Below are 23,634 nucleotides of genomic sequence, written 5' to 3'. Positions count from 1 at the left end.
AGCGATGACAACCTAAAGGCAAACAGATGGCGAAAAAGAAAGCGTCCCGATCGAATACCTCGGCTCGACGTTCGAACTCGCGGCGATCATCGAAAAAGAAGACCGTCAAGGCGGAGCAGTTCAAATCGTTTCCCGATGAACTCGCGTCCGCCAAAGTCCGGCTCCTTCCGGTCTCGCGGGATGTCGCGTGCGCGAAAGCACGAATGGTGATCGCCCAGGAGATCGAAACACTGAAGAAGCAGCCTGGATTTCAGTTCGCTGACGTCGGTTACAAGTTTACCGGCAACTCTAGAACGGACTACATCGCGCTGCGTCTTCATGTGGATGGGAAGTGTGATGCCACTTCAAGCGACTGTTTGCCCAAAACGTTTTTGGATGGGACGTTGCCGACCGATGTGATCGTTTCCAACTTCGTTCCCGCCGGAACAACTGATGCGGGGGCGAAGATCAGGTCTGACGGAACCCCGGCGTCCAAGTTCGGAACGTTGGGAATGGGAGTCGATGGCGACGCATTCGGAAGCGGGTACTTTTTGACGTGTGCCCACGTGGTGACCGACACACAAAACCCGCCGGACAAAAACTACGACGTCTCGGATATTCAGGGCGACGTGGTTGCAAGAGCGACAACCGAAAGTCCACGTTTCTTTCAGTTCAATGACTTTCTGGACGCCGCCATTCTTGCGCCACACGTCTCGGTGACCGAGAGTGATCTTGGACCGTTTCGACAGTACTTGCCGTCCGATGTTGATCCACCAAACCGAGTCAGCGAAGTCGAGCAAAACGATCTCGATCTGGCGGTTTATAAGATCGGTGCGACGACCGACGCGACTTGGGGATTTATCGATTCGGTTCATCCGATGCCGATTCCAATCCAAGGGACCGGGTTAAACGCGACCGATCACTTCATCGTTCGCTCAGAAAGAGATCAAAATCGACGACATAACGCTCGGAAAAGCTTTGCCAAAGGGGGCGATAGTGGATCGATCGTCTGCACCGCCAACGGTCGAGTCTTAGGAATGGTCCGTGCGGTATTGGATGACAATGATGACAGCGTCGTCGATCGGGTCGTCGTCACACGCATGACAAATTTGATGGCCGTGATGCCATTCCGACTTCGCTGAGACAAACCAAAAGGTGACAAGGAAGTCGCCATCACTATCGAGGATGGATCCGATGATTCAATACGCAAATTCGACACTTGTGATCCCGTGCCTAGGCATGTTGCTGGTGACTTTAAGTGGTTGCACGGCGATCTCCCATTGCACGGCGATCTCACAGCGTCTTCATTTCGAAAGAAACTGTCATGTCACGCGCGGCGAACCGAATTCGGTAGCGAACCACATTCAAACACGTGCAAGTTGTCAAACCGGTTGCGATACGTCTACGAACATCGCTATCGTTCAGACCGGTGGTGCGATTCGAAACCCTACACGCTTCGAGCTTTGCGATGGTGAGTCATTGTCGCTTCGTCAAGCGATTTTGCGTTCTGGCGGACTGGTGCAGCAATCGCATCAGCGAAGCCCACAGGTGACGACGCTAGAGCCGCCAGGGATAAAGCGAACGGCGTCGAAGAATCAAACCCCGCCACGCAATGCGAGCGTCAATCTCGATCCTCTGCAAAAAATCTTCTTGGAAACCGATTCGATCTCTAACCTATTCGAAGGGGATCCAAATTTTTCACCCTATGTGCCGCCACGGGGTGAAGGCTTGATCGGCTACTTACAATCGGCACTGAACTCGATCGATTCGGTGACCACCTACAATGGTAGGCAAACCCGGTTGGATCCGAAAACGATCGATTCGATGTCTGATGACGTGTTGGTCTTAATCGACGCGATGCGACGCTGGTTCAGTGCCTATCGAAGCGTCGAACCTGTGTTCGCCGACCGAGCCTTGGCCGTTATCGCCGACTTGGAAACTCAAGTGATCAGTGAGGTGAATACTAGCGCGGCCGCAGTGATCTCGCCGACAGTCAACGTCGTCATTGCCCCTCCGACCCCGGCTCCGCTGTTGATTGGGATCCGGCCGGCTGATCGATCTGAAGCTACCGAGTATTTTCATCCCGCATTGGTGATGCGAACGTCCATCGGAGACTTACAAACAAAACACGGTGACCTCGTGTTTGCCGTGACGATGGAGGAGACATCGATCGTTGATCGGACTGTTTTTGCCTATCCACAGCCAATCCCGGCGATTGGGATTGCCGATTCCTACAACGCGATCGACCCGACAACTCAGCCGTATGTCAGAGACGCGCTTTATCGACGGCAAGACGAACTAGAGCGACAAAACCGGGCCATCTTACTGGACGAAGTTTGTGTGCTTCGTCGTTCACGATCGTCAAGCCTTGCGGCGGAAAACTACTACCTGCCGATGGTTTCGGCTGTCCCAACTGATGATGTTGCGATGGATGCGCTCGGTACGCTGCGTCCGGGCGATGTGATGATGTTTACCAGCACCGCGAAAACGCCCATCGTGGTCGCGCGAGCTCTCGATCCCATCCGTCAACGCTTAGAAAACTTACGTGCCGAATCGCAATGCCGTTCGGAAACCGGTCGGCAGCTTCAACAAAATCCCGTCATAGCCAAAGCTCGTGCGAACTTCGATTACTACACCCGACCGATAACTCAGTCCGGCGTAGCCCAGTCAGTCAAAAACCTTTTTCGATAGAGCCATCCGATGAACGCCTTTAAGACACGATTGAAAACCGCCAGTCTGTTGTTTGCGCTCCAATGGGTCGGCGTTACTGCGGCAACCGAGCCGGACGCTCAGTCAAATCTGACGCCATTCTTGTCGACCTTAGAAGGTGCAACACCGCAGCTCCATGCCAGCGACGGACCAACCGATGGTAAAGCACCGCTTGAGATCGTTTCGCCTTCGGAAAACTTTGACGCGTATTGGGTAACCTATCCTGATACGGAAACGTTGCTTCCGAAATTGCATCTTTCATTTCGATTTCGTCTTAACACAGTTCCCGATGCCGCGATCATCGAGACCGTCGCCGGCATCGATGGAATCGTTCGCTTGGGACACTACACTGCCAAAGGTACTCGGCACGTCGCGCGGGAACTCCGCGCCGATCAGGAAGAAAAGACCGTCGATAGCGTGAAGCTTACATCGCCGGAAGAGGTGTTCGTCAAAGGAATCAACTTTGTCGAAGTGGTATGTCGTGACGTGAAAGAAGCTCACGGCGTTATCGCATTGCTACAGCTAAGGGTCGCGGGGGTTGCGGTCACCGTTGGAACTGACGAATCAACTTGGGTTTCGCTCGATGGGAAAGCCTGGAAGAAGGCCAGTAAACGTCACGAATTTGATTCAGCGAATGCCCCTGCGGCTGCTAACGCGTTAGCAGCAGACCAAGCTTATATCCGCCAGTACGCCCAATCGCTGGTGGTCGATTGCCAGGCATCCGACCCATCGGTTGCCGGGGATGCTATCCAGCAATTGACGCGTCTGGCGATTAAAAATGGTGGTTCCCGCTATAGTACGAATCGTTATCTGTATCGTGAAAACGTGCTTTGGACACTTCGCGACCAGTACCTCGAAACACTCACGACTCATCTGCAGTCTTCCAATCGGAATCTTCAACTCAACGCGTTGCGAGCACTTACGTTGTTCCTCGATTCGGATGCCCACCCGAAGTCCGTTTTGGCTGGTGCCGGGGCGATTGCTTTGATGCCTTCATCAATCAAGATGTATGCCGAACCGACCGTCTTGTCGGCACTTCAACGATCGGTTATCGAGTTTCAGACCAAACGTTCGACTGCCGCGGTAAAGCTAGCAGCAGCCGAAAACCAAGCGAAGGAGGCAAAGCAAGCTGCGGCAAACGCGAGTGCCATCGTTAGATCTGCGACTGCGGAGCTTCAGATACTCGACGCCGAAATCGAGGAAACCGACCAACTTGTCGGGAAGGCAACCGCAAACATCGAAGTCGCCAATCAGATCAGTGACGGCTTAACCAAAACCATTGGTGCCGATCAAGCGGAGCTCCGTAAACTTGACGCACAGTCTGATCAGGCTAAGACGTTACGCGATAAGATCGAAGCTGCTTTGAATCAGCTTCGTGATCAAGCGTCCGTGATCGGTGTTAACGAACTCAGGATCAAGGGGCTCGAAACAGAAGCTAAGTCTCAGGTCGCCCGCCGGATCGAACTGAAGGCAGCAGTCGGGCAAGCCGAGGCGACGCTGGTCGTTGCAAATACAGCAGAGACGAAGGCGAATCAATCAGTCGAAAAACTGAAGCAAAACGTTGGAAAGCAAAACGAAGGGTTATTGCAGCATCTCACAACAATCGAAGCGTTTTTGGACCTGCACTCGTTTGAAACGCTGACCGGACGTATGCTGGTCCTTCAATTGCACCAAGTCATCGATCAAACCAGATTGACGTTGTACAAAGTCGAACTGGCAGCAGCGGATGAAACCACCACTGAAACCTTCGAGATGTCTCATCGCGGGTATGGGGCTTCGGCGTCTGCGTCGATGATACCAACCGCATCTGATCGAAGTGGAATTCGAAGTCGTCCAGGAATCAGCCGCCCTGCGCCGTACGATTCGGGCTACACACCGCGTGACCGATCGGTGAATGTCAGATCTACTTTCAACCCGATTGATGAACGGTCAAGAGCCGGGCGATTGCTGCGTGATGACGTACAAGCAGGCACACCAGGCGCGGATTCCCCGGCCGAACCAGCACCCGGAGGTAGCGGAGCCACGTCAGCGATTCCAGTCGTCGAAACGACTCCGTAGCTGACAAGGTATCACGCTATTCTTCTCGCCAAACGTCGTCGAAACCGAGTTGTTTCAGTCGCTGGCGAGCATGCCGAATCATTTGATCGACAATCTTTGCAGCCGGTCGGATCTCGTTGACCTGTCCCGTCACTTGGCCGGCGAACAAAGCTAATTGATCAAGCTCTCCGGTCATCGAACGAAGCGGCGAGTCGGTGCTGAAGCGATAGACTGGTCGACCCTCTTCTTCGGCGATCGCGTCATGCGGGAAGCTTTGATCGGAGTATCCCCACAACCGGTCATTCAGACATTGGGTCGTCTTGTTTGCTAGGACACGAACAGGAGATTGGGGCGGCCAATTGATTGCGAATGCATCGGTGTGAACAGTTTCAGTTTCGCGAGCTTGGATGATGCGTTCCTTGTGAATTTGATGGGCAAACGATTCCTCGCTGGCAACAAAGACAGTCCCGCAGTGCACGCCGGCGGAACCCAAAGCGATCGCTGCGATCAAGCTAGCTCCGTCGGCGAATCCTCCCGAAGCGATCACGGGGATTTTCACCGCATTGATGACTTGCGGAAGCAGCGTCAACGAGGTGACATGGCCGTGAACATGCCCGCCACCCTCAACACCTTGCGCAATGATCACGTCTGCGCCCGCGGCCTCCGCTTCGACCGCATCCTCGACGCTACCGACTTGGTACAGAACCTTGCAGCCGCCACGTTTAGCCGCGTCGATCGCCGCAGGAACCACGTCCCAAAAGTAAACGATGTGCTCGACATTCTCCTCAATACAGGCCGCTAACTCTTGGGCAAATAGTTGTGGCGGCGTCGCCGCCGGAATTAAGTTGACGCCGAAGGGGCGGTCGGTCCGCTGACGAACCGCCCTAATTTCAGATCGAATTCGATCTGCTGATTCACGGACCATTCCCAGACAACCAAACGCACCGGCTGCCGAAACTGCTGCCGCAAGTTCCCAACGCGCGACGCCTCCCATTCCCGCTTGAATGATCGGATAGTCGCACCCAACGAGCGAACAAAATTCGGTCTTCAGCGGGTCAGTCTTGGTCATATTCTTAAACGCGTATTGAAACGAGACGTCGGTTTGGATTGTCGTCACAGTCGAAGAGACACGCGATTGTAGCCTTGAACAGCGACGGTCTTGTACGATGTGACTTGGCACAGTGATGATTTTTTTATCACCCAATTCGCGTTTGAATTTCATCGCCAGATGATCACGATTGACGATTTAGAATCCAAACTCTGGATGTTTGGAGTGTGAGACGCCCAGCGGCGCGCCGACATTGACGTCGCCGTATAGCAGATCTATAAAGATGTAGGATTCATGCATCTTTGCTTCACGTGGCGATCGCGTTAGCCTCATCGTTGCACGTACATCAAAGGGAAACGGATGCGGCGAACAATTCAGCTTTCCATCATGCAGTTATACGGTGCCAATCCGATGAACCGACCAATGAACTGGACTTCGCTCGTATTGATTGTTGTGTTACTTGGATTTACCGAACTCGGGCCTTTCGCTGATGGTTCTCTGGCAACCGGTGAGGATGTCGGGACCAGCGGGCCAGCGGAGGCAGGAGATCGTGCGACGCCGCAAGCACCGACGACCGACGAAGCCCGTGGGCGGGCGCGACTGATGCATGAATTGATTCACGGTTCATTGCAAGTAATGCATCGTGATTTTTTTGACGAAGACGATGCGGCGGCGATACCGTCGTCATCGCTGGAGGACGTGTTCGAAGAAATGCTGCAAACGCATCACGTCAAGATTCGCTGGTTGATCGTTGACACCGATATTGTCAACGTCGATCACGAACCGGAGGATGATTTCGAAGAAGCAGCCGTGAGGGCATTGAAGAAAGGAAATCAACGATTCGAATCGGTCGAAAATGGCCGTTACCGCTACGTCGGGGCAATCCGGTTGGCATCACAGTGTCTGAAATGCCACGTCAAACACCGTGCCGATACTCAAGATCGGGTCGCCGGACTATCGATCTCAATGGCCGTTAAAACTCCTTGAGCAATGAACACTAGCCGCCGGTGTTATCGTTTCTTTCTTCAAGCGAAAAACATGATCGCTGCCGGTGAAGTTGCCGCGACGTATTAATGAATGCGTATCGAATCATCGTTTAACTGGTAGCGAATGAACCCGGCTCCTACCGCAAGCTAATCGATCGTGACAATCCTCGTACCTCCAAGTGACGAAGATTCATGTATCAATCGCGTCAGAAACTCTCAATCAAACGAACGATCATGTTTGGAACGCTGCGGGGAGGCAACAGGCTATGTCGGATTCGGAGAAGGCCCAGCATGGTAGTGACAGGATTCGTTGCGACGATGACAGTGCGGTCACTGATTGGATCATTCAATATCCCGAAACAGCTGCGGTGTTTCATCGATTAGGACTCGAAGTCACATGCGCGGGGATCAGCCTCGCTTCTGCATGCCAACGCCATGGTCTGGCAATCGAACAAGTTCGCAGGAGGCTTTGGCAGGCCATCACCGTGCCATCGGAGCTTCCTACTGAACACGATTGATTTGCCGTTTCGTCGGTACTACATCCGCCAGCGTGACGCTGTCGAGATACTCACGCTGAATTCGTTCGGCTTCGGATAGAACCCCCTTTAGCTTGCAGAACGAATGGATCACACACGAGTCATCGCTTCCGACGCAGGGTAGCAAGTGTGTGTCGGATTCGATGGTTGCAATCACTGTGCCGATTGAAATTTCTTCGGGGAGCATCCCCAATTCTATTCCGCCACCGACACCACGAACGCTTTTGACGTAACCTTCGCGGGCAAGAAGATTGACGACTTTTGCGACATGGTTGACCGAGATGCCGAACAAGTTTGCAATGTCAGCGACATTGCAACGTTCCGATCGCGTCGCGAGAAACATTAGTGTCCGCAAGGCGTAGTCGGTCTGTGTCGTCAAGTTCATCGCATGATAAGACTGGAGTGCGTTTGCTCCACGTTTCCAGTCAGTCTAGGCGGGTGAACTAAAACTGCAAACCGGTTGAGTGTCTGCCTCGGCATGAACCCGGAAAACCGGTGGAGCGGAGTTGGTGAGGTGAAATCAACTGCGACATCATTCCTACGGTGACATTTCAAATCGCCGCAAGTGCGATGACGTACCGAAGGGGCGAACTATTCTCCCCCAGGCAAAGTCGTTAGGCTTAGATGCGTCGCGGTGGGTGTGGGATCGTGTGTTTCATGTGTTTCTACGTCAACGCGACCGTTCTTAGGCTGCTTTTTCTGCGTTTGGTGGGTGTCTGTCGTGCAAACGATTGTCGCTTGATGACGCAATCAAAGTCGGCTTACGTTCGTGGGCGAGGTCAGAACGTTCCGTTTCAGAGTCGCGTTCGCTGTATGCTCAAGCGTTGTTGTTTTTACAGGCGAGAAGCAGATCGCTGGTACGCAGGTCCGAGATGTACGCTTTTTCCCTTCACGGAGTCGTCGAGTATTTATGAGTCACGAAGCTATTGTGTTTCGACACGCCAGAACCGTTGTCGTTAGGGTTGCCGGTGTGCTGCTGGTGGTCGCGATCGCGTGCGTTGCCACTCCGGTTTTTGCGCAGATACCGCCCGAGGAGATGTCTGAAAAATCGTCGGCGGAATCTCCGGCAAAGCAAATCATGGGCGATTGGGTGAGATACCAGGACACCGCTAAGGGGCGATTGATGACAATCAAGCAGCACCTTGGTGATCGCACGATTTTGACGATTTACGATCCGAATCAGAAACCGCTGGTTTCCTATCGTTCCCAATACAAGGTCGACGATTCAGGATCCGTTCCTGTGTTTCGATACAAGAATAAGGTGGTCGTGCAAGGGCCAAATCGCGGCGCGAAGGACGCAACGGAGAGGGCCTATATCTTCCGGGTCGATGATGGAAAATTCTACGAAGTCCACGGCATGCTCCCCGGTGACGACAAGCAACCGCAGCTCATCATTTGGGAACGCTTGAAAGACAATCCTGTTCCAAAACAGGCCACTTAAGGCGGCATTTCTGATTTCAGATTTCGCCAACGACGCTAGCTGCACGAACCGTTTTGGCTGGTTTTGCGACACAGGCCGGACGCTAGCGTGATTGGTTCACTTTCTTGGTAGGTTACAATCGATCGCACCCGGTGCCTCAGGGAGGCACCGGGTGATGGATCGAACTGAAAACATTCTGCTCACTGCGATCTCGATGGAAGTCTAAGGACGATCGCGATGGTTCCATTCAGGACTGCCCTTGGGATCAGGAAAGCTGGGAGCTTTTCCGATCGAAAAATCGGATGGCTGGATGTTGAGATTCTTCCAGTAACCCTTCTCACGGATAAAGCCGTAGAACGTTGGGTAGTACGGATCAACGAAGGTCACGTTGGCTTTGGCGGGCACGTCGCGTCCGGTTAAATGGTAGGCGGCGTTGACAATCAAACGGCGCAAATCTTCGTCGGCAAAATCGACACTCGCACCGGCGGTGGTGCAGAACGATTTTCCTGATGTCCCCGATGGCGACGTGTAGGGATGGATCCATGCGAACGGCTGCATTGGGGAGTTCTTTTCGCCACTGACGTTTGGTGACGAAGGATCCAACGTTTCGGTGACGGCCGCTCGAAGCAGGATCAGATCATCGTCGGTCAGGTGAATGACACCGTAAACGTCCGACGAAGCGAAGATCTCGTCGACCGAGCTTAAGATCGGATGGTCCGCGTGCGCGTCGACGACAACACTGCGGGCACCTTCTTTCTTGTGCCGTCCGTGGTGGTTCACCCAGCGTTCACCAAGAATCTTCAATCCGAAATCACCATACGGCAGATCCGGGCCGAATTGCCCCTTGCCGTTAAAGGCGTGGGTCGACGTCCGGAAGCCGATCAACGGTTTTCCCGCATCAATAAACTTCGTCACATGCTTGGCATCCTCGGCGGAAGGTTGGCGGAAACGTGTGCCAATGATCATCAAGTCGGCATCGTCGAGCTGCTCCCAGCCGACAACTCCTTGGGAATTATTCGGATCAACATGCGTACCGTCTTCGCTCATCGAAAACAGCACGACACAGTCATAGCCATGATGTACCGAGAGAATCTTCGCGAGCATCGGCATCGATTCTTCGGTGCGATACTCTTCATCACCAGAAACCAAAACAATCTTTCCGTGCGATTCTCCCTTGGCAGGGAATTTTAGAACCCCTTCGGCTGCGTAGATCGCGGCAGTGGGGATGAGCACCAATGTAAGACAACACAGTGTTTGAAATGCGTTGGTCCAGACGGTGTTCAGTGACGGGAACGCGAAGGTCAAACGAGGGTTCAGTGGAGGTGGGGTAAGCTTCATACCGACAGCAGAGGTTGGGGAATTCCAAAACGATCATCACTGCCGTCAGTTTATCTCAAATCGATTGCAGCAAACGCGTCCAACGCAATAAATCATCGAATTGCAATTCTCCACCAAGCGTAACGGGATAGCCTGCTTTAGAGAGTGGTGCGAGCCATGTGGGGCCATCGTCCACATTTTCGATTGGCAACAAAAGCTGCAAGGAACGATCGGGTTCGTTCTCGCGCAAACGAACCGCCGGAGGACGTGTTTGGTCCGATACCGCGATTCCGTCAAAGTTCTTCCGGTCAGAAAGCGCCATCGCGATCACCATCGAATCAGCCGCCGAGGGCTTGTTGCCCTTGATCGCTCCAGTCGCGGCAATCCCGATCGCTCCCACGGGAATCCGCTGCGCCATCAACGTCGTCATCCGAGAGATCGTATCGATCTCTTTGGGCTGCCATCGCTGGTCGTCTTCGCTGCAGATAGCACAAACGAGCACGCCGTTCTCGGTCGCTGCCTTACGATAATCATTCAGCGCATCTTGAGGATCTCGTTGCTCGGGTGACAACAACAAAACCAGTAACGCCAGACCGTCGATGGATTGATCATTTTCAGGGCCGGCATACGCCCCTAGGTTAGGTACGTCGGGCAAACGCAATTCTTTGACGTCCCAGGGGTCATCCGATTCCGATTCGTTATTCGCTTTCCAAGCGGGAAACGTCGTCGTCGGAAGCGCCCCGGCGACTGATGTTGGCATCACGTTGACGATCTCTTCTGAGTCGTCGCGTCTGACACGGATTTCAATTTCGACATCGGGTTCGGCGGTGACCAATTTGCGTCGTAGTGTGGCGAGAGATTCGATTGCCGCATCATTGACCGATTCGATGACATCACCTTCGACCAGTTTTCCGTCGCTCGGCGATCCAGGGAGCACTCCCGCCACGACGACCTGGACGCCCGGGGCGTCTTCGGTTATTCGATCATCGTCGGTGGTATCTTTCGTAGCTGTCGGTTCAGACTCTTCGGTCAAAGCGGTATCCGTCTCAACCGCCCAGGCTCCGATGCGTTGAGGACGCAACGGTGGGATGGAATCGGCAAGGGTGACGTTGATCGTCGAGGATTGGCCATCGCGTTGGTACTTAATTTCGATTTCGTCACCGGCGTCATAAGGACCGAGTGCTTCCTTGACTTGCTGAAACATCAAAACGGCTTGGCCGGCGACCGATTCGATCACATCACCCGCTTGAAGCCCCGCCTTTTCGGCTGGCGATCGGCTTCGAACGGCTGCCAGTTGGGTGTCTTCTTCGTACGGATCGTTCGATCGGGGAACGATCCCGATTAAGCCTTTTTTAATGTCCTTGCCGTCACGCAACTGTGGAAGCTTGTTCGCGACGATAGGCAACGGAACAGCAAACGCGATCCCACTGTCGTACCAACTGGTGTCATCGGGGGCGCCTCCCGGGGCAACCGCGGGGACAACGATTCCGATCACGTTACCGTATAGGTCGACAAGGGGACCCCCGTAATAGGTCGGTGATACCCGCGCATCGGTTTGCAACATCGTGCCTTCTAGTCGACCGCGTGCGCTTAAGATTCCGCTGCTGACCATCGGCGACTGATCGGTTCCATATCGTCCCACGGCGACGACGGTACCACCGACCGGCGTGCGAACTTCACTCGGCACTTCGATCGCCGGCAGTGATCGATCCGCTTCGGTTTTCAGGAGTACCAGGCCACGGTGATAATCGCGGGCGACGACAGTCGCGGCCAACCGAGTTTGATCTTCGAGGACGACCAGCAAACTTGCCGAAGGCCGACGCAAGATAATATCGGAGGCCAAGATCAGGCCGGAAGGATCGACGACCAAGCCACACGAAGGTGCGTCGTTGGCAACCTCGCTTGAGTTTGAACCGGCTCCTCCTTGCGCGACCCCGATGACTTCGACGGACACCACCGAAGGCAGAACGCGAGTGGCGGCGTTGCGGATTGCTTTGGCAAACTGCTGCCGCTGACTTGCCGTTTGAGCCCTGGCTTGCGAGCACACTAGTGAACTGGCAAAAACGATCATGCCAACGCAGGCGATCACGATTAAACGCACCGGGCGAAGTTGATTCACAGGGTTATTCTCTTGATTGACTGGTCGGGTTGCCGGCTTGTCACGTTGCATTATTCGATGTCGGGCAGAGCGTTCTCCGCGATGACGGGACGCGTCTTCCTGCATTCCGGTTACTGCGGTACTAAACGCACCGGCACGACGTCGCTCTCACGTTGAATTGTCAACGAAACTGCATCGCGTCGATCGATTCGCCGTAGCAGTTCGGTAAAGGATTTCTGATCTCCGACCCGGACCCCATTAACAAGCAGGATGAGGTCATCGGGTTGTAAATGAGCTTTCTCGGCGGCGCTTTCCTTCAGCACCGTGTCGACGTAAACCGGTGTGGACTCGAGCACATTCGGCACCAAGACTAGTCCGAGCGTGGTCAGGTTGTGTGACTTGTCACGCGGCAGGATCGGCGTTTCTTCGGGAGGCGCCGTGGTCGCTCGGCCGGCAATGATGTCGCCAATTGCCCGCCGCAGTGCATCGATCGGAATGGCATAGTTCAACCAAACTCCCGTCGTTGCATCGCGTAGTTCTTTACCGAGCATCCCGACCAACTGGCCGGACGAATCCGCCACCGCACCACCAGCGGCGCCGGGGTTATTCGCGATCAGGTCCAGCACCAATACCTTTCCGCGGTAAGGTGTCTTAAAAACACCGCGGCGGGCATCAAGATTTGTCACACCTGAGATCACGCCCTGCATCACGCTAGCCGCTTCATTTCCGGCAGCGATATTGAACAAATTGCTTGCCGCCAACACGGGATCGCCCCACTGAGCGTTCAACTCTTTACCGACCTCGAAGAATGGCAGTTCTGACGCTTCGATCTTCAGCACCGCGAGTTCCAGCGCCGGTTCGATGCCAACGATCTTTGACTCGAAGCGACGTCCGTCGTCAAGCACGATGATCGGTTCGACATCCAAGACATAGCTCCAGACCGTTGCGATGTGTCCTTCCGGGGAAACTAGGAATCCGCTTTGGTAGGCTTCCAACCCACGCACGCCACCGGCACCGTAGATCTTGACGATCCGTTGTTGCACGTTGCGTGAAACCGCCGAGTGCTCGTCTTGGGCTACTGACCGTTGCCCGATCAAAGTCGCACAAAGCGTTAATGCTATTACTACAAGTCGCATCATGGCGTTGCCACTTCCTCTCGCTTCCAATCGTCGATTTCGACAGTCAGCTTGCTTTCCAAGCCGTACTTCAAATCCAATCGGTTGATCGTGCTCCCGTTGCTTTCGATCCACAACTCTGCAGGGTCGGAATCACGGTCGGCGAAAACTTCGATACACTCAAGCTGACCGGTTTCCGGATGCAGCAACCAACGGACTTCCATTTCGCCATACAGCCCCACCAAACAGTCACGCAGTGGACGTTGACCGGCAAGTGGCATCGTGCCTTGATAGTAGGCTTCACCGAATTGCGTCGTGCCCAGTTCGATCATTCTTCGCCAAGCATCCAGTGCTGCCAAGATGCCTCCGATCGCATCGCGATCGACCGCTTCAAACAACTCTGCGGCATTCGAGGCCGTCATTCGCGTCCCACCGGTGGTCATCGCCAACCCGTCATTGCCAACTTCAAGCACGACGTCGCCGCCATCGGAATTCGTTCCGGTAATCAACCATCGCTGGGTTTGTTCGGCCGTTGCGATCTCTGCCGGGAACTGTGACCTTAGCAATGCTTGAATTCGGTCTTGATGCACTTGGTTGAAGTGGTAGTTCGCAAACCCTTTCCGTTCGTCGATCAGCTTTGCCGCCTGCGCGGGGATCGCGCTAGCGCCGTGAGGCGACCGCTTGGTGCGTTTGGGGGACTGTTTTTCAGACTTGGGGGCGTCCTCTTCCTTGGGCTGGTCGTCGGATTCTTTCGCATTTTCTTCTTTGGAGTCACCATTCCCCTCGGGCGTTTCATCTTCTGGCTGGTCGGGCACCGGCGGAGGCGGTGGAAGGGCCGCCTGCATTTTGGTCAGCAACTCATCGCGACGATGGACGCCCATCAAGCGGATTGGCACACGAGACGTTTTACCGGCTTCGCGAAACGCGACTTCGACCCTCCAGCCACTCGGGAGTGTGCCCAATACGTTTTGCACGTCGTTGGCGGATGTCACTACGCGTCCGTCAATTTCCAAGATCTCGGAATCGTATCGCAGGCCACGGCGATAGGCATCGCTCGATTCCAAGATATTGCTCACGACTACGCTACCGTCCGAGTCGGTCGATACGGTCGCACCTAAAGTGGCGTGATCGACAATTCGTCCACTCTGCAAGTAGCCGAGAAAGTTTTTTGCTTGGTTGATCGAGATCGCATAGCCGACACCCACGTTGACGCGGCCACGTTTTTCGAAGGAGCATCGACCGACGATGCCAAGCAATTCACCACGATCATTGTAAATCGGCCCACCCGAGTTGCCCGGATTGATTGACGCGTCGGTTTGTAAACAATCCGCGTATTCAAGCAGTGTGCCCGAAGGGTACTGGTAACGACCGACACCACTAAGTAGCCCCCAAGTCACGGTGGGCTGCAGATTGGTCGCCAGCAAAAAGGGGTTGCCGATCACCATGCACCAGTCACCGGCGCGAGCTTTCAAACTGTCCGCCATCGTTGCGACGGGAAAGTCATCGCGTCCGAGTAACTTGATCATGGCCAAGTCACCGACCGGATCAAGCCCAACCAAGACCGCATCGTATACGCGTCCGTCACTGAGTCCGCAACGCATGAACGTACCGGCGGGACTGGTCACATGAAAATTGGTTAACGCGTAGCCCTCCGGCGAAATCAATACGCCACTCCCACCACCGCCACCACCGGGGACGAAGACACAGACGGCACTTGGCATCGCGCGCTCGACCGCTTCGACACGTGCATTCTCAATCGCTTCGATTTCGCTGGGCAGCTCCAGCGGCTCGGCCGCGACGCTGGTACCGGCGGCGAAGCAACAAATCGCAATTGCGATCTTCCATCCGGCCGCTTGTTTGGGATTCCGCGAGGTCGCCATCACTTTAACAATCGGGGTTTATAGAATCGAACCAAGTCGCCGACGTCGCCATCGCCAGTCGGAATTACCTTCAATTTTATCCGGCGAGCACCGGCGACCGAGAGTCGAAAACCAGCCGGCTCCCAGTCAGACAACTCTTGCTCCCACTTCACTTCCTCGTCGATCGCAATCTGAACTTTGACGGTCCACTTGCCTTGCGCGGAAGGGTCACGCCCGACGCTGCCCGAAAAAAACTCGAACCCATCTTCGACGCGATACTCAATGCCCCCTCCGGCTGACGCGACGATGTCTTCGTTCTCAGCTGCCGGCGCAAACCAGTCGTCAAATAGTGAGGTCGAGATCGCGGTTTTTAGGTAGGGCCGCATCTGTTTGTCTGCCGGAGCAAGACCGGCGAGTAACTGTTGACCGCTGGCAAATCGAATGCGTTTAAGCTGCGAGATTTTTAGTTCGTGCGTCACCCCGTTGGCGAGTGTGATCCGCAGTCCCGCCGCGTCTTCGATTAGCTCGATACGACTGGCATTAAAGCTTGAACCGTATACGTCCTCGACGACCGTCTTTGAACTCGATGATGCCGGTGAGTTTCGAAAGACAACGCCCTCAAGACGCTCGACTGGCGCTTCGATCGTATCACCATCGAGTTCAAAACTCACCGTTTGTTCGTCGATCGATAAGATGATGCCTTCGACCGGGTCGAGCTGTGCGTTACTTCGATGGATGACCATCAAGTCCGATCGAATTTCTTTGTCGAATAGCCCCAACCACTGAGGATCGGTGTTTGCGTTACTAGGACGGAAGCGGACGGCACGCAGTGACGCCAGCGGCATCTTGATTTCCGCCTGCGTCCGCGGCTTAATCGTGATCGTTTGATCGTCTGCTTGAACCGAATTAGCGCGGACCTGTGAACCGTCGACCAGCACCGCGTTGACGGGGGGGGAGATCGCGGAGGTATCGGTCGATGTGGGGCGAAGATTGACGATCTGAGAGATATCGAGCGTTTGATCGGGGCCCTGCAAGGTCAACGAACTCGTATCGGCTTGGACCCAGTTTCCACGGAGTTTTTCGCCCGAGCTAAGCTCAACCTCGACTTCGGCGGCGATGCCACCATCGGAATACGCCAGGAAACTCAGCAGCAATGCGAGCGTTCGAAGAGGCCAGCGATTGAATCGGCGCATAGTGGGCAGATAGCGAAGGTGCGAGACGGAACGGTGACCCTCGCAGTTTACCATAGCCAGCAGCGAAATCCGCCGGTGACGCCCGAAAATACAATCTTGGGGTGGGAAGACAGAAGCATGCCCGCTTCTGAGCCGACGATGCTAACTTCGCGACGTCTTGTTAGACCATAGACGTTTGCGCCGGCCGTGTACCCTCACAGATAAATCCACCCTTTCGGTTGCCGTTGTGGTGGATCGGAGAATCGATCGATCGCAACGATACGAACCGATCGCGATTTCGCTGCCAGATCGCCGACGATGAACGTTTTGATTCAATGCGACGGCATCTGGCTTGCGAAACCAAGATTGCGTTTTCAATTTTGAAAACCGCGAAGCCTACTCAGCATCAGCTTCGGGTTCAGCTGCTGGCGTTTCCACGGCGGGGGTTTCCGCAGCAGCGGTCGTGTTCGATGTGGTGTTGTCGCTTGCCGCGTCTTCGGTTTCGCCGGCAGGCGTTTCCGGAGCTGGTGGCTTGGGAGGTTGGCACCCGATTGAGACGAGAGCCAAAGTGACGGCCGAGATCCCGAGCAGATTGCAAAGAACTTTCTTCATTTGCCTAGAGCGTTGGTAGGTGGGAAAGATGAAATCCTGATTTGCTTCTTCGATTGTTGGCACGAATCCTCGATTACACCATCCCTGACCACCAGAATTCTTAATTCACGGTGGTTAATGGGGATTTGGACACCCTCATTGCCAAAAAATCGCTATGACCGGTCCATCGGGTGGGTGTTTTGGAAAGTTGGCGAGGGAATCTTTTTGCGCTACCGAGAACCTCTGCCGATAGGCACGTTGGCCATCCCTCCATCTCACAATTCCGCACCTGCCATGAAAATCACCTCACCTGATTCCATTCGCCGCCTCGCGTTCGCCGCAGTAGCCGCTGCGTGCATGACGGGCGTTTCGGTTGCTCAATATCCAAATACAGACTCTTACGGCGAAGACGAAAATGCACCTCGGCTGTTCGAGTCGTCATTGTTTGCCGACGAGCCGGTCGAAGATGAGTTCTCTGTCTTCGAAATGGAGTTGAACTCGACAACGAATGCCAACCCGCGTGCCTCGCTTTCGGAGCATCATTCGGCGTCTGAGCCGGTGGCGGCGATCGCTCAAACTCAGCCGCTCATCGAGGCGCCTGAACCAACGGTACAAAAGCCGCAAGCCGAGCCGGTCGGAGTTTTGGTCGACGAAGTTTCGAGTTCGTCGGACCGATCCATTGATAAACCCACCGTGATGGAGCTGCGTCAGGCCCGCGCCCAACTTCGCGAGAAAGCCCGACTGGAGCGAATGGAACGTAATCTCTGGTACGGTTACGAACCGCTGCGGCCGAACTGGAATGCCGTTCCGATGACACACAGTCGTTACAACCATCGAACGACCTACCTCGTACCGGTCTACTTCGGTCGATAGCGACTCGGTCGCAATGCAGCCTTTCTGGAAACCAATTTGCGTCGACAAATGGTGTGTGTCAGGTTAGTCGCCGGCGCGTTCGACACATGGATTTCAGATCGGACCTTAATGAAAACCCGCTCAGCAGCGTCCCTCATCGAGACGCTGCTTTTCTTTTTTACCGCGGTTCGCGGAGTACCGTTGAGATGATTCCGAGACGGGAAGGTCCGGCGTTTGGTTGAGTTGAACGGTTGCGAGAGATACCGGAGATGCGGTGTCGCTGACGCTCATAGCGAACAGAGCACTCGTAGCGGACAGACGACTCCCTCACCACGGTCAACGGTCGATGAATCGAACCGATCTTATCGGTAGCAGTCGTTCTAGCCGATAGCTGGAACATCGGATCGACCGCATGCGACAAGCGACGTTGGGTCCGAGATGAGCTTTACCAATTGTCGTCTTGCCTCTGGCGATACTTTTCTATGGACAAAGAAATCAACGTTCTGGCTTTAGTCAAAGGAGAGGAAAAGTTTATCTTCTTATTTGACGACGCGAATCGTGACCAAACCCTTCGCCAATTGGCGCGTTATGCGGCCAACCCAGAATTGGATTTTTCTTGGTACGACGCCGCCATGCTCAGTCGCAAGATTCGAGACGCGGTTCCGTCGGACGAAGACATGATGATCGATAACGAACTCGATAACCTGTCGCTCGAAGACTTCAAATAAAGCGTCGCCACGCAGCGTCATCCGGCAGCGACATCCGGATGTTTGGCGACTACGGTCGCTTCGTCGCCCGAACCACATCGCAATGAAAGGATTCTATGAATTCGGCTATCGCCCAGTTCTTGCGCTACATGGTTAACGAGCGTAACGCGAGCGAATTGACCATCAAGTCGTACCGCGAGGACTTGTTCTCGTTTGTCGAATGGCTTGATGTCACTCGAGGAAACGTGCCCGCACCGGCAGAACTATCGCCGCAAGATCTGCGGGCCTTTCAAGCTGCCTTGCAGCAGGCCGACTACGCGCGAACGAGTATTGCTCGCAAGCTGGCCGCTCTGCGGAGCTTTTACAAGTTTGCGATGCGAGAAGGCCTGGCCAGTAGCAATCCGGCCAAACCGCTACGAAACCCGCGACGCCAACGAAAACTTCCGCATGTGCTTTCCGGTGACGAGATTGGGCGTCTACTCCTCGCGCCGCCTCCGGACAAAGTCGATGGCCTACGCGATCGTGCGATCCTCGAAACGATGTATTCGGCGGGGCTGCGTGTCAGCGAACTCGTCGGACTGCAAGACGGTGATCTGGATCTTTCCGAAGGGATCGTCCGTGTCCGCGGTAAGGGACGAAAAGAACGGATCTGTCCGCTGGGATCGTTCGCAATGAAAGCGATCCAGATTTATGCCGCTAAGCGCCAACGAAGCCCCGAAGCGAACTCGCTCGGCCGCGCAGCCCCGGTGTTCGTCAATCGATTTGGCAACCAATTGACCACACGCAGCATCGGACGAATGTTGGAAAAGCACTTGACGACCGCGCGACTAGATTCACGCACCAGTCCTCATACTCTGCGACATTCCTTCGCAACGCATCTCCTTGACCGCGGTGCCGACATTCGTAGCGTCCAAGAACTGCTGGGCCACAAATCGTTGGCCACCACACAGATCTACACGCACGTCAGCGCGGCCAGCTTGCGGCAAGTTTACGAGAAGGCACATCCGCGTGCCGTTTAACGTTTAACTTCATCGACCGTCGATCGTATTTCACCGTCTTCGACGATCGTCCGCAATTGATCTCCCGGAGACAACGTGGACGCGCCATGGATCGTTTGACCGGCTTCGTTCAATGTGACACTGTAGCCCCGGGCGAGCGTCGATAATGGCGATAGCGCCGACAGGGTCGACGCCAGCTTCCCTACCGAGGCTTTGCCATGATCGAGCCGCCGCTGGATCGCTTGTTTGGCTCGTTGATCCAACTCATCCAACAAGCGAGAGCGTAAGTGAACCATCTCCATTGGCTTGTTTAGTGCGGGGTGCCTCGAAAGGGAGGCCAGGAGCATCTTTCGCTGCTGAGTTTGTTGCATCATTGCCCGATGCATTCGGGATTCCAACTCAGTCACGCGCCCTACCGTCGCACCGCGGTCAGGAAAGACGCGAGTTGCCGCGTCGGTTGGCGTCAACGCGCGAACGTCGGCCACCAAGTCAGAGAGTGTGACGTCGACTTCGTGTCCGACCGCCGAAACGGTCGGAATCGGACAGCTCGCGATCGCCCTTACGACACGCTCTTCATTGAACGTCCAGAGATCCTCCAAGCTTCCGCCGCCGCGAGTGACGATCACGACATCCAGCTTTGGCCGGATCATCGAGGCAGCCAACAAACCACGTTCGATCGTTTCGGCGGCGCCTGGACCCTGGACCTGGGCGGGGATCACAAAGATCTCGGCATCTAACATGCGTCGCCGGGCAGAGACGAGGAAGTCGTGAACCGCCGCGCCACTAGGGCTGGTGATTAGCCCCACTCGCCGTGGATGCGACGGCAACGGCTGTTTGCGTTCAAGTGAGAAAAGACCTTCCGCGTTTAGCTTCGCCTTCAGTTTTTCGAATGCGACCTGCAAGGCGCCTACGCCACGCGGTTCCGCTTTGCGGACCACGATCTGGTAGCTACCGCGAACGGTGTATATTTCCAGTCCGCCGAAGCAAAGCAACGACTGGCCGTTTTCCAGGTCAAACCGCAATTTAGACGCGACGCTGCGCCACATTACCGCCCGGATCTGTGAGTCGTCATCCTTGAGCGTGAAGTAAAGGTGGCCGCTTCGTGGCCGCGATACATCCGACACCTCACCGGCGACCCACATCGGTGGAAAGGTCCCTTCGACGACCGCTTTGAGGTGTTGATTGAGTTCGCTGACCGAGATGGCTTGGTTCGGCCCGGCATCTTCGAAATCGATATCGCTACTCACCGACAATCACTCAACGATTCCATTGGCCGGAAAAGACTTCCGTTGCCGGTCCGGTCTTGATGACATGCCCGCTGGCTTCGTCCCAGGTCAACGTCAGGTCACCGCCGAGCAAGTGATTGAGCACCGTTCGCTCGGTTCGTCCGGAAAGCACGCCGGCGACACAGACCGCGGCGGCACCGGTTCCACACGCCCAGGTCTCCCCCGATCCACGCTCCCAAGTCCGCTGTCGAACCTCGTTTCGAGAGAGAACTTCAACGAATTCGACGTTAATTCGATTGGGAAATCTTGGGTCATTCTCGATCTTCGGCCCCAGGCCTAAGACCAGTTCGTCCGTTGCATCGGGAACAAAAATCACGCAGTGTGGGTTGCCCATCGAAACGCAGGTCACCGGAAATGTTTTTCCGTCAAACTCGACGGCACTCTCAACGACCCGGCCGTCTGGATCGACCGGCAGCGTGGTTGGGATTTTTGGCCCGTGAAGTTCTGGAGGTCCCATGTCAACTTTGACACGCGACACCAAGCCATCGCCGCCGACTTCACAATCCAAGCTCAAGATGCCGGCTCCGGTTTCGATCTTTAAGTTCGGTGTGGACTTGATGCCGTGGTCGTACATGAACTTAGCGACGCAGCGAATCGCGTTGCCACACATCTCGCTTTCACTGCCGTCGGCGTTGAACATCTGCATGCGGGCGTCCGCTTGATCGCTCTTGCGGATCAACACTAAACCGTCTCCGCCGACTCCGAAGTGGCGGTGAGAGATTTGGCGAGCTAACTCGGGGAGGTCATCGGGGACGTCTTGCGAAAAGCAATCGATGTAAACGTAGTCGTTCCCGGCGCCGTGCATCTTTGTAATGTTCATGGGGCCCATGCTATGAAAATGATGGCGATCGCGACAGATACCCCCGCAGACGACGCGGGCCAGTCATTGTCGGATCGAACGATCAGGATGGCGGCAGCGGCGGAAGCAGCATGCGAAAGCAACACCCGACACCGGTCGGCGAATCGACGATCGTTAGGCTTCCGCCGTGTTCATTGAGGATTTTGGCGCTCACTGGCAAGCCTAGCCCGGTACCCCGAGCTCCCTTTTTGGACTCGAATAGCGAGAATACCCTTTGCCGATCTTCTTCACTGATCCCCGGACCATTGTCGATCACATCGACAATCCAGCCGATCTCCGGTGCGTACTTAGAAACGATCGATACCTTGGCTGGGGGTTCGGGCAATTCTGGCACGAATTCGGAGATTTCGGCCCTTTGGCTGGTAATGTCACCCTGCCCGGAAGTCTCGTTTGGTTCGTCCGCCGGCGCCGCGTGCCCCTCTTTGACCGCATCAATCGCATTGGTCACCAAGTTCAACAAGGCTTGGTGAAGTGCATCGGGATCAAACGAGGCGAGCGGTAACTCGTCATCTAAAAACGTTTCCAGCAGCACATCGGACTCACGAGCCCGCGATTCCATCAGTTCGAAGACGTCTCGAATGGTTTCGTTCAAGTCTGCTTCGATTTTTTGCGGTTCCCGTTCTTTGGAGAACGTGAGCATGTCCATGACAAGATTAGAAATCCGCTCCTGGTTCCGATCGACCATCGTCCAGCCGCGTTTGACGGCATCGGTATCATCCCGTTTGAGCCCCGATTCAATCAGGAAACTGCCCCCACGGATGCCTTGTAAAATGTTTTTAACGTGATGCGAAAGCGTCGCGATCGTTTGTCCCATCGCGGCCAAACGTTCGCTTTGCAATAAGGCGGAATAGTAGAACGTGTCTTCGATCGCCAGCGCCGCTTGATGGCCGATGGCCGTGATCAATCGCAAGTGATCGTCGGTGAATCGATGCGTGCTTCCACGTTTGACGATCTGGCCGGGTGAGGTGTAGGTATCGATGTACAACGCACCGACAATGTCATAGCGTCCTTGCAGCGGAACACACAGTGCTTCGCGCACGCCGCCTTGAACGATCGATGCGGCGGCATCAAAGCGATCGTCGTCGCAGGCATCGCTGGTTCGCACTCCCTCGGCCCGTTCGAGTACGTAATCCAGAATCGTACTGCTGATACTGATCGGAGCGTCCTTTCTGGCGTTGCTTTTGGATTGACGATCGCAGCGTGCCGCCGGACGCAAGTCGCCGGTCTCGGCATCACGCAACATGACACAACCGCGATCGGCATCGACCCAGTCGAACACCAATTGCAAAATTCGATCGAGCAATTCGTTCAAATCATCCGTTCGACCGACCGCTAACGCGGTCAGGTACATCACTTCCAAGGACCGATCGGTATCGGTCAGCGTGCTGATCGAGGGTTCGCCGGAAGGTTCGCTGGAGTCGGTGGACGGATCGGCGACCGCGGTCTCGAACCGAGGCGCCGCTTCGGCAACCACGTTTGATTCACCATCGCCGCGGAACGGCACCACCGCGGGCCGCGACGTCGGTCGTACAAACGACGAAACGATCCGGCTGGCGTCGGCCGCGCTACCATGACGGACAATGTCGACTCCATGAGCCGCGTCGATTGCCGTCGGTTGTCCGGTCCCGGTGAAGATCAACAACGTTCCACCAATTTCAACCCGATCGCCGCTGGCCAATCGTTGTTCGCTGACGCGATGCCCGTTGACCTGTGAGCCGTTGCTGCTGTTAAGGTCGACTAGTGTGCATCCGCCTTCAGCGTCGATGCGAATTTCGGCGTGATTTCGCGATGCTTCTCCGTCAAGCAACTGCACATCGTTGTGGGTGTCACGGCCAATGCGCACGACGGGGCCTGAAAGCAAAAAATGCTTCCCCTGATCGCGACCCCGGACGACGTACAAAGATGCCATGTGTCAAAAGATAAGCATTTAAGTCACCGGGATTAACCCCGAATCAGCGAATCTGGATTGTTCCCCCACCACCAATCCGCCAACGAACCATAAACCAGGGGGCCGAAGACCGCCCCAATTTCCCCATGCGTTAACATTCGTCCGCGACGGTTTCGT

At 55.2% G+C, this 23,634-nt stretch carries 19 protein-coding genes; 8 read left to right on the top strand and 11 right to left on the bottom strand.

Features of this window, described 5'->3' with window-relative positions; translation table 11 throughout:
- Positions 1-26 precede the first annotated feature (26 nt).
- Genes FYC48_RS07220 through FYC48_RS07210 form a run of 3 tightly spaced genes read left to right on the top strand, consistent with a single transcriptional unit; the run spans position 27 to position 4,746 of the window.
- Positions 27-1,121 (top strand): trypsin-like peptidase domain-containing protein, encoded by a 1,095-nt coding sequence (locus tag FYC48_RS07220; RefSeq protein ID WP_149496028.1) that lies wholly within the window; start codon positions 27-29, stop codon positions 1,119-1,121.
- 52 nt (positions 1,122-1,173) lie between these two features.
- Positions 1,174-2,670: a hypothetical protein gene (locus tag FYC48_RS07215; protein ID WP_149496027.1), complete on the top strand. Its 1,497-nt coding sequence runs from the start codon at positions 1,174-1,176 to the stop codon at positions 2,668-2,670.
- A 9-nt stretch (positions 2,671-2,679) separates the two neighbouring features.
- The gene (locus FYC48_RS07210) at positions 2,680-4,746 is read left to right on the top strand and encodes a coiled-coil domain-containing protein (protein WP_149496026.1); all 2,067 of its coding nucleotides are present in this window, start codon (positions 2,680-2,682) and stop codon (positions 4,744-4,746) included.
- A 16-nt stretch (positions 4,747-4,762) separates the two neighbouring features.
- On the opposite strand, the gene FYC48_RS07205 is transcribed toward FYC48_RS07210, so the two are convergent.
- Entirely contained in the window at positions 4,763-5,794 is a 1,032-nt protein-coding gene (locus FYC48_RS07205; RefSeq protein WP_149496140.1) for an NAD(P)H-dependent flavin oxidoreductase, read from the bottom strand.
- A 339-nt stretch (positions 5,795-6,133) separates the two neighbouring features.
- Here FYC48_RS07205 and FYC48_RS07200 point away from each other — a divergent pair, with 339 nt between their 5' ends.
- Entirely contained in the window at positions 6,134-6,760 is a 627-nt protein-coding gene (locus FYC48_RS07200; protein ID WP_235034127.1) for a c-type heme family protein, read from the top strand.
- A gap of 500 nt (positions 6,761-7,260) precedes the next feature.
- On the opposite strand, the gene FYC48_RS07195 is transcribed toward FYC48_RS07200, so the two are convergent.
- Positions 7,261-7,680 carry an RrF2 family transcriptional regulator gene (locus tag FYC48_RS07195; protein WP_149496024.1) on the bottom strand — a complete coding sequence of 140 codons (420 nt, stop codon included), beginning with the start codon at positions 7,678-7,680 and terminating at the stop codon, positions 7,261-7,263.
- Between the two features lie 525 nt (positions 7,681-8,205).
- On the opposite strand from FYC48_RS07195, the gene FYC48_RS07190 reads away from it, so the two are divergent.
- Complete coding sequence (locus tag FYC48_RS07190; RefSeq protein ID WP_149496023.1) at positions 8,206-8,736, top strand: hypothetical protein; 531 nt, start codon at positions 8,206-8,208, stop codon at positions 8,734-8,736.
- 201 nt (positions 8,737-8,937) lie between these two features.
- On the opposite strand, the gene FYC48_RS07185 is transcribed toward FYC48_RS07190, so the two are convergent.
- The 6 genes from FYC48_RS07185 to FYC48_RS07160 form a co-directional block, all read right to left on the bottom strand.
- Positions 8,938-10,053, bottom strand: coding sequence for a type 1 glutamine amidotransferase family protein (locus FYC48_RS07185; protein ID WP_149496022.1), 1,116 nt, complete (start codon positions 10,051-10,053; stop codon positions 8,938-8,940).
- A 55-nt stretch (positions 10,054-10,108) separates the two neighbouring features.
- Positions 10,109-12,151 carry a S1C family serine protease gene (locus tag FYC48_RS07180; RefSeq protein ID WP_160149377.1) on the bottom strand — a complete coding sequence of 681 codons (2,043 nt, stop codon included), beginning with the start codon at positions 12,149-12,151 and terminating at the stop codon, positions 10,109-10,111.
- A 110-nt stretch (positions 12,152-12,261) separates the two neighbouring features.
- Positions 12,262-13,269, bottom strand: a complete 1,008-nt coding sequence (locus FYC48_RS07175) for a S1C family serine protease (RefSeq protein ID WP_149496020.1) — start codon at positions 13,267-13,269, stop codon at positions 12,262-12,264.
- Positions 13,266-15,125: a S1C family serine protease gene (locus tag FYC48_RS07170; protein WP_149496019.1), complete on the bottom strand. Its 1,860-nt coding sequence runs from the start codon at positions 15,123-15,125 to the stop codon at positions 13,266-13,268. The genes FYC48_RS07175 and FYC48_RS07170 overlap by 4 nt, the downstream gene beginning before the upstream one ends.
- On the bottom strand, positions 15,125-16,297 hold the full coding sequence (locus FYC48_RS07165) for an NPCBM/NEW2 domain-containing protein (RefSeq protein WP_160149376.1): 1,173 nt from the start codon (positions 16,295-16,297) through the stop codon (positions 15,125-15,127). The genes FYC48_RS07170 and FYC48_RS07165 overlap by 1 nt, the downstream gene beginning before the upstream one ends.
- Positions 16,298-16,672: 375 nt before the next feature.
- A complete protein-coding gene (locus FYC48_RS07160) occupies positions 16,673-16,888 on the bottom strand; it encodes a hypothetical protein (RefSeq protein ID WP_160149375.1) in 216 nt (71 codons plus the stop codon).
- Between the two features lie 273 nt (positions 16,889-17,161).
- Between FYC48_RS07160 and FYC48_RS07155 the strand changes: the two genes are divergently transcribed.
- The 3 genes from FYC48_RS07155 (at position 17,162) to xerC (ending at position 19,445) form a co-directional block, all read left to right on the top strand.
- Positions 17,162-17,740: a hypothetical protein gene (locus tag FYC48_RS07155; RefSeq protein WP_149496016.1), complete on the top strand. Its 579-nt coding sequence runs from the start codon at positions 17,162-17,164 to the stop codon at positions 17,738-17,740.
- A gap of 461 nt (positions 17,741-18,201) precedes the next feature.
- Positions 18,202-18,447 carry a hypothetical protein gene (locus FYC48_RS07150; RefSeq protein WP_149496015.1) on the top strand — a complete coding sequence of 82 codons (246 nt, stop codon included), beginning with the start codon at positions 18,202-18,204 and terminating at the stop codon, positions 18,445-18,447.
- A 95-nt stretch (positions 18,448-18,542) separates the two neighbouring features.
- A complete protein-coding gene (gene xerC / locus FYC48_RS07145) occupies positions 18,543-19,445 on the top strand; it encodes a tyrosine recombinase XerC (protein ID WP_149496014.1) in 903 nt (300 codons plus the stop codon).
- Here xerC and xseA read toward each other — a convergent pair.
- The 3 genes from xseA to FYC48_RS07130 all read right to left on the bottom strand — a co-directional run bounded on the left by xseA (position 19,442) and on the right by FYC48_RS07130 (position 23,478).
- Positions 19,442-20,671 carry an exodeoxyribonuclease VII large subunit gene (gene xseA, locus FYC48_RS07140; RefSeq protein WP_160149374.1) on the bottom strand — a complete coding sequence of 410 codons (1,230 nt, stop codon included), beginning with the start codon at positions 20,669-20,671 and terminating at the stop codon, positions 19,442-19,444. The genes xerC and xseA overlap by 4 nt on opposite strands.
- Positions 20,672-20,681: 10 nt before the next feature.
- Positions 20,682-21,530 carry a diaminopimelate epimerase gene (gene dapF, locus FYC48_RS07135; protein WP_149496012.1) on the bottom strand — a complete coding sequence of 283 codons (849 nt, stop codon included), beginning with the start codon at positions 21,528-21,530 and terminating at the stop codon, positions 20,682-20,684.
- An 82-nt stretch (positions 21,531-21,612) separates the two neighbouring features.
- Complete coding sequence (locus FYC48_RS07130) at positions 21,613-23,478, bottom strand: ATP-binding protein (protein WP_149496011.1); 1,866 nt, start codon at positions 23,476-23,478, stop codon at positions 21,613-21,615.
- Positions 23,479-23,634 lie beyond the last annotated feature (156 nt).

Source organism: Roseiconus lacunae (assembly GCF_008312935.1).
Taxonomy (GTDB): domain Bacteria; phylum Planctomycetota; class Planctomycetia; order Pirellulales; family Pirellulaceae; genus Stieleria; species Stieleria lacunae.
The sequence above is the reverse complement of the archived record's forward strand: the minus strand, read 5'-3'. Positions and strand labels throughout refer to the sequence as shown.

Coding starts and splice junctions, on each gene's coding strand:
- FYC48_RS07170 (WP_149496019.1), bottom strand. CDS start 15,125: ATGGCGACCTCGCGGAATCCCAAACAAGCGGCCGGATGGAAGATCGCA.
- FYC48_RS07220 (WP_149496028.1), top strand. CDS start 27: ATGGCGAAAAAGAAAGCGTCCCGATCGAATACCTCGGCTCGACGTTCG.
- FYC48_RS07215 (WP_149496027.1), top strand. CDS start 1,174: ATGATTCAATACGCAAATTCGACACTTGTGATCCCGTGCCTAGGCATG.
- FYC48_RS07160 (WP_160149375.1), bottom strand. CDS start 16,888: ATGAAGAAAGTTCTTTGCAATCTGCTCGGGATCTCGGCCGTCACTTTG.
- dapF (WP_149496012.1), bottom strand. CDS start 21,530: ATGAACATTACAAAGATGCACGGCGCCGGGAACGACTACGTTTACATC.
- xerC (WP_149496014.1), top strand. CDS start 18,543: ATGAATTCGGCTATCGCCCAGTTCTTGCGCTACATGGTTAACGAGCGT.
- FYC48_RS07155 (WP_149496016.1), top strand. CDS start 17,162: ATGAAAATCACCTCACCTGATTCCATTCGCCGCCTCGCGTTCGCCGCA.
- FYC48_RS07200 (WP_235034127.1), top strand. CDS start 6,134: ATGCGGCGAACAATTCAGCTTTCCATCATGCAGTTATACGGTGCCAAT.
- FYC48_RS07175 (WP_149496020.1), bottom strand. CDS start 13,269: ATGATGCGACTTGTAGTAATAGCATTAACGCTTTGTGCGACTTTGATC.
- FYC48_RS07205 (WP_149496140.1), bottom strand. CDS start 5,794: ATGACCAAGACTGACCCGCTGAAGACCGAATTTTGTTCGCTCGTTGGG.
- FYC48_RS07185 (WP_149496022.1), bottom strand. CDS start 10,053: ATGAAGCTTACCCCACCTCCACTGAACCCTCGTTTGACCTTCGCGTTC.
- FYC48_RS07150 (WP_149496015.1), top strand. CDS start 18,202: ATGGACAAAGAAATCAACGTTCTGGCTTTAGTCAAAGGAGAGGAAAAG.
- FYC48_RS07130 (WP_149496011.1), bottom strand. CDS start 23,478: ATGGCATCTTTGTACGTCGTCCGGGGTCGCGATCAGGGGAAGCATTTT.
- FYC48_RS07195 (WP_149496024.1), bottom strand. CDS start 7,680: ATGAACTTGACGACACAGACCGACTACGCCTTGCGGACACTAATGTTT.
- FYC48_RS07165 (WP_160149376.1), bottom strand. CDS start 16,297: ATGCGCCGATTCAATCGCTGGCCTCTTCGAACGCTCGCATTGCTGCTG.
- FYC48_RS07210 (WP_149496026.1), top strand. CDS start 2,680: ATGAACGCCTTTAAGACACGATTGAAAACCGCCAGTCTGTTGTTTGCG.
- FYC48_RS07190 (WP_149496023.1), top strand. CDS start 8,206: ATGAGTCACGAAGCTATTGTGTTTCGACACGCCAGAACCGTTGTCGTT.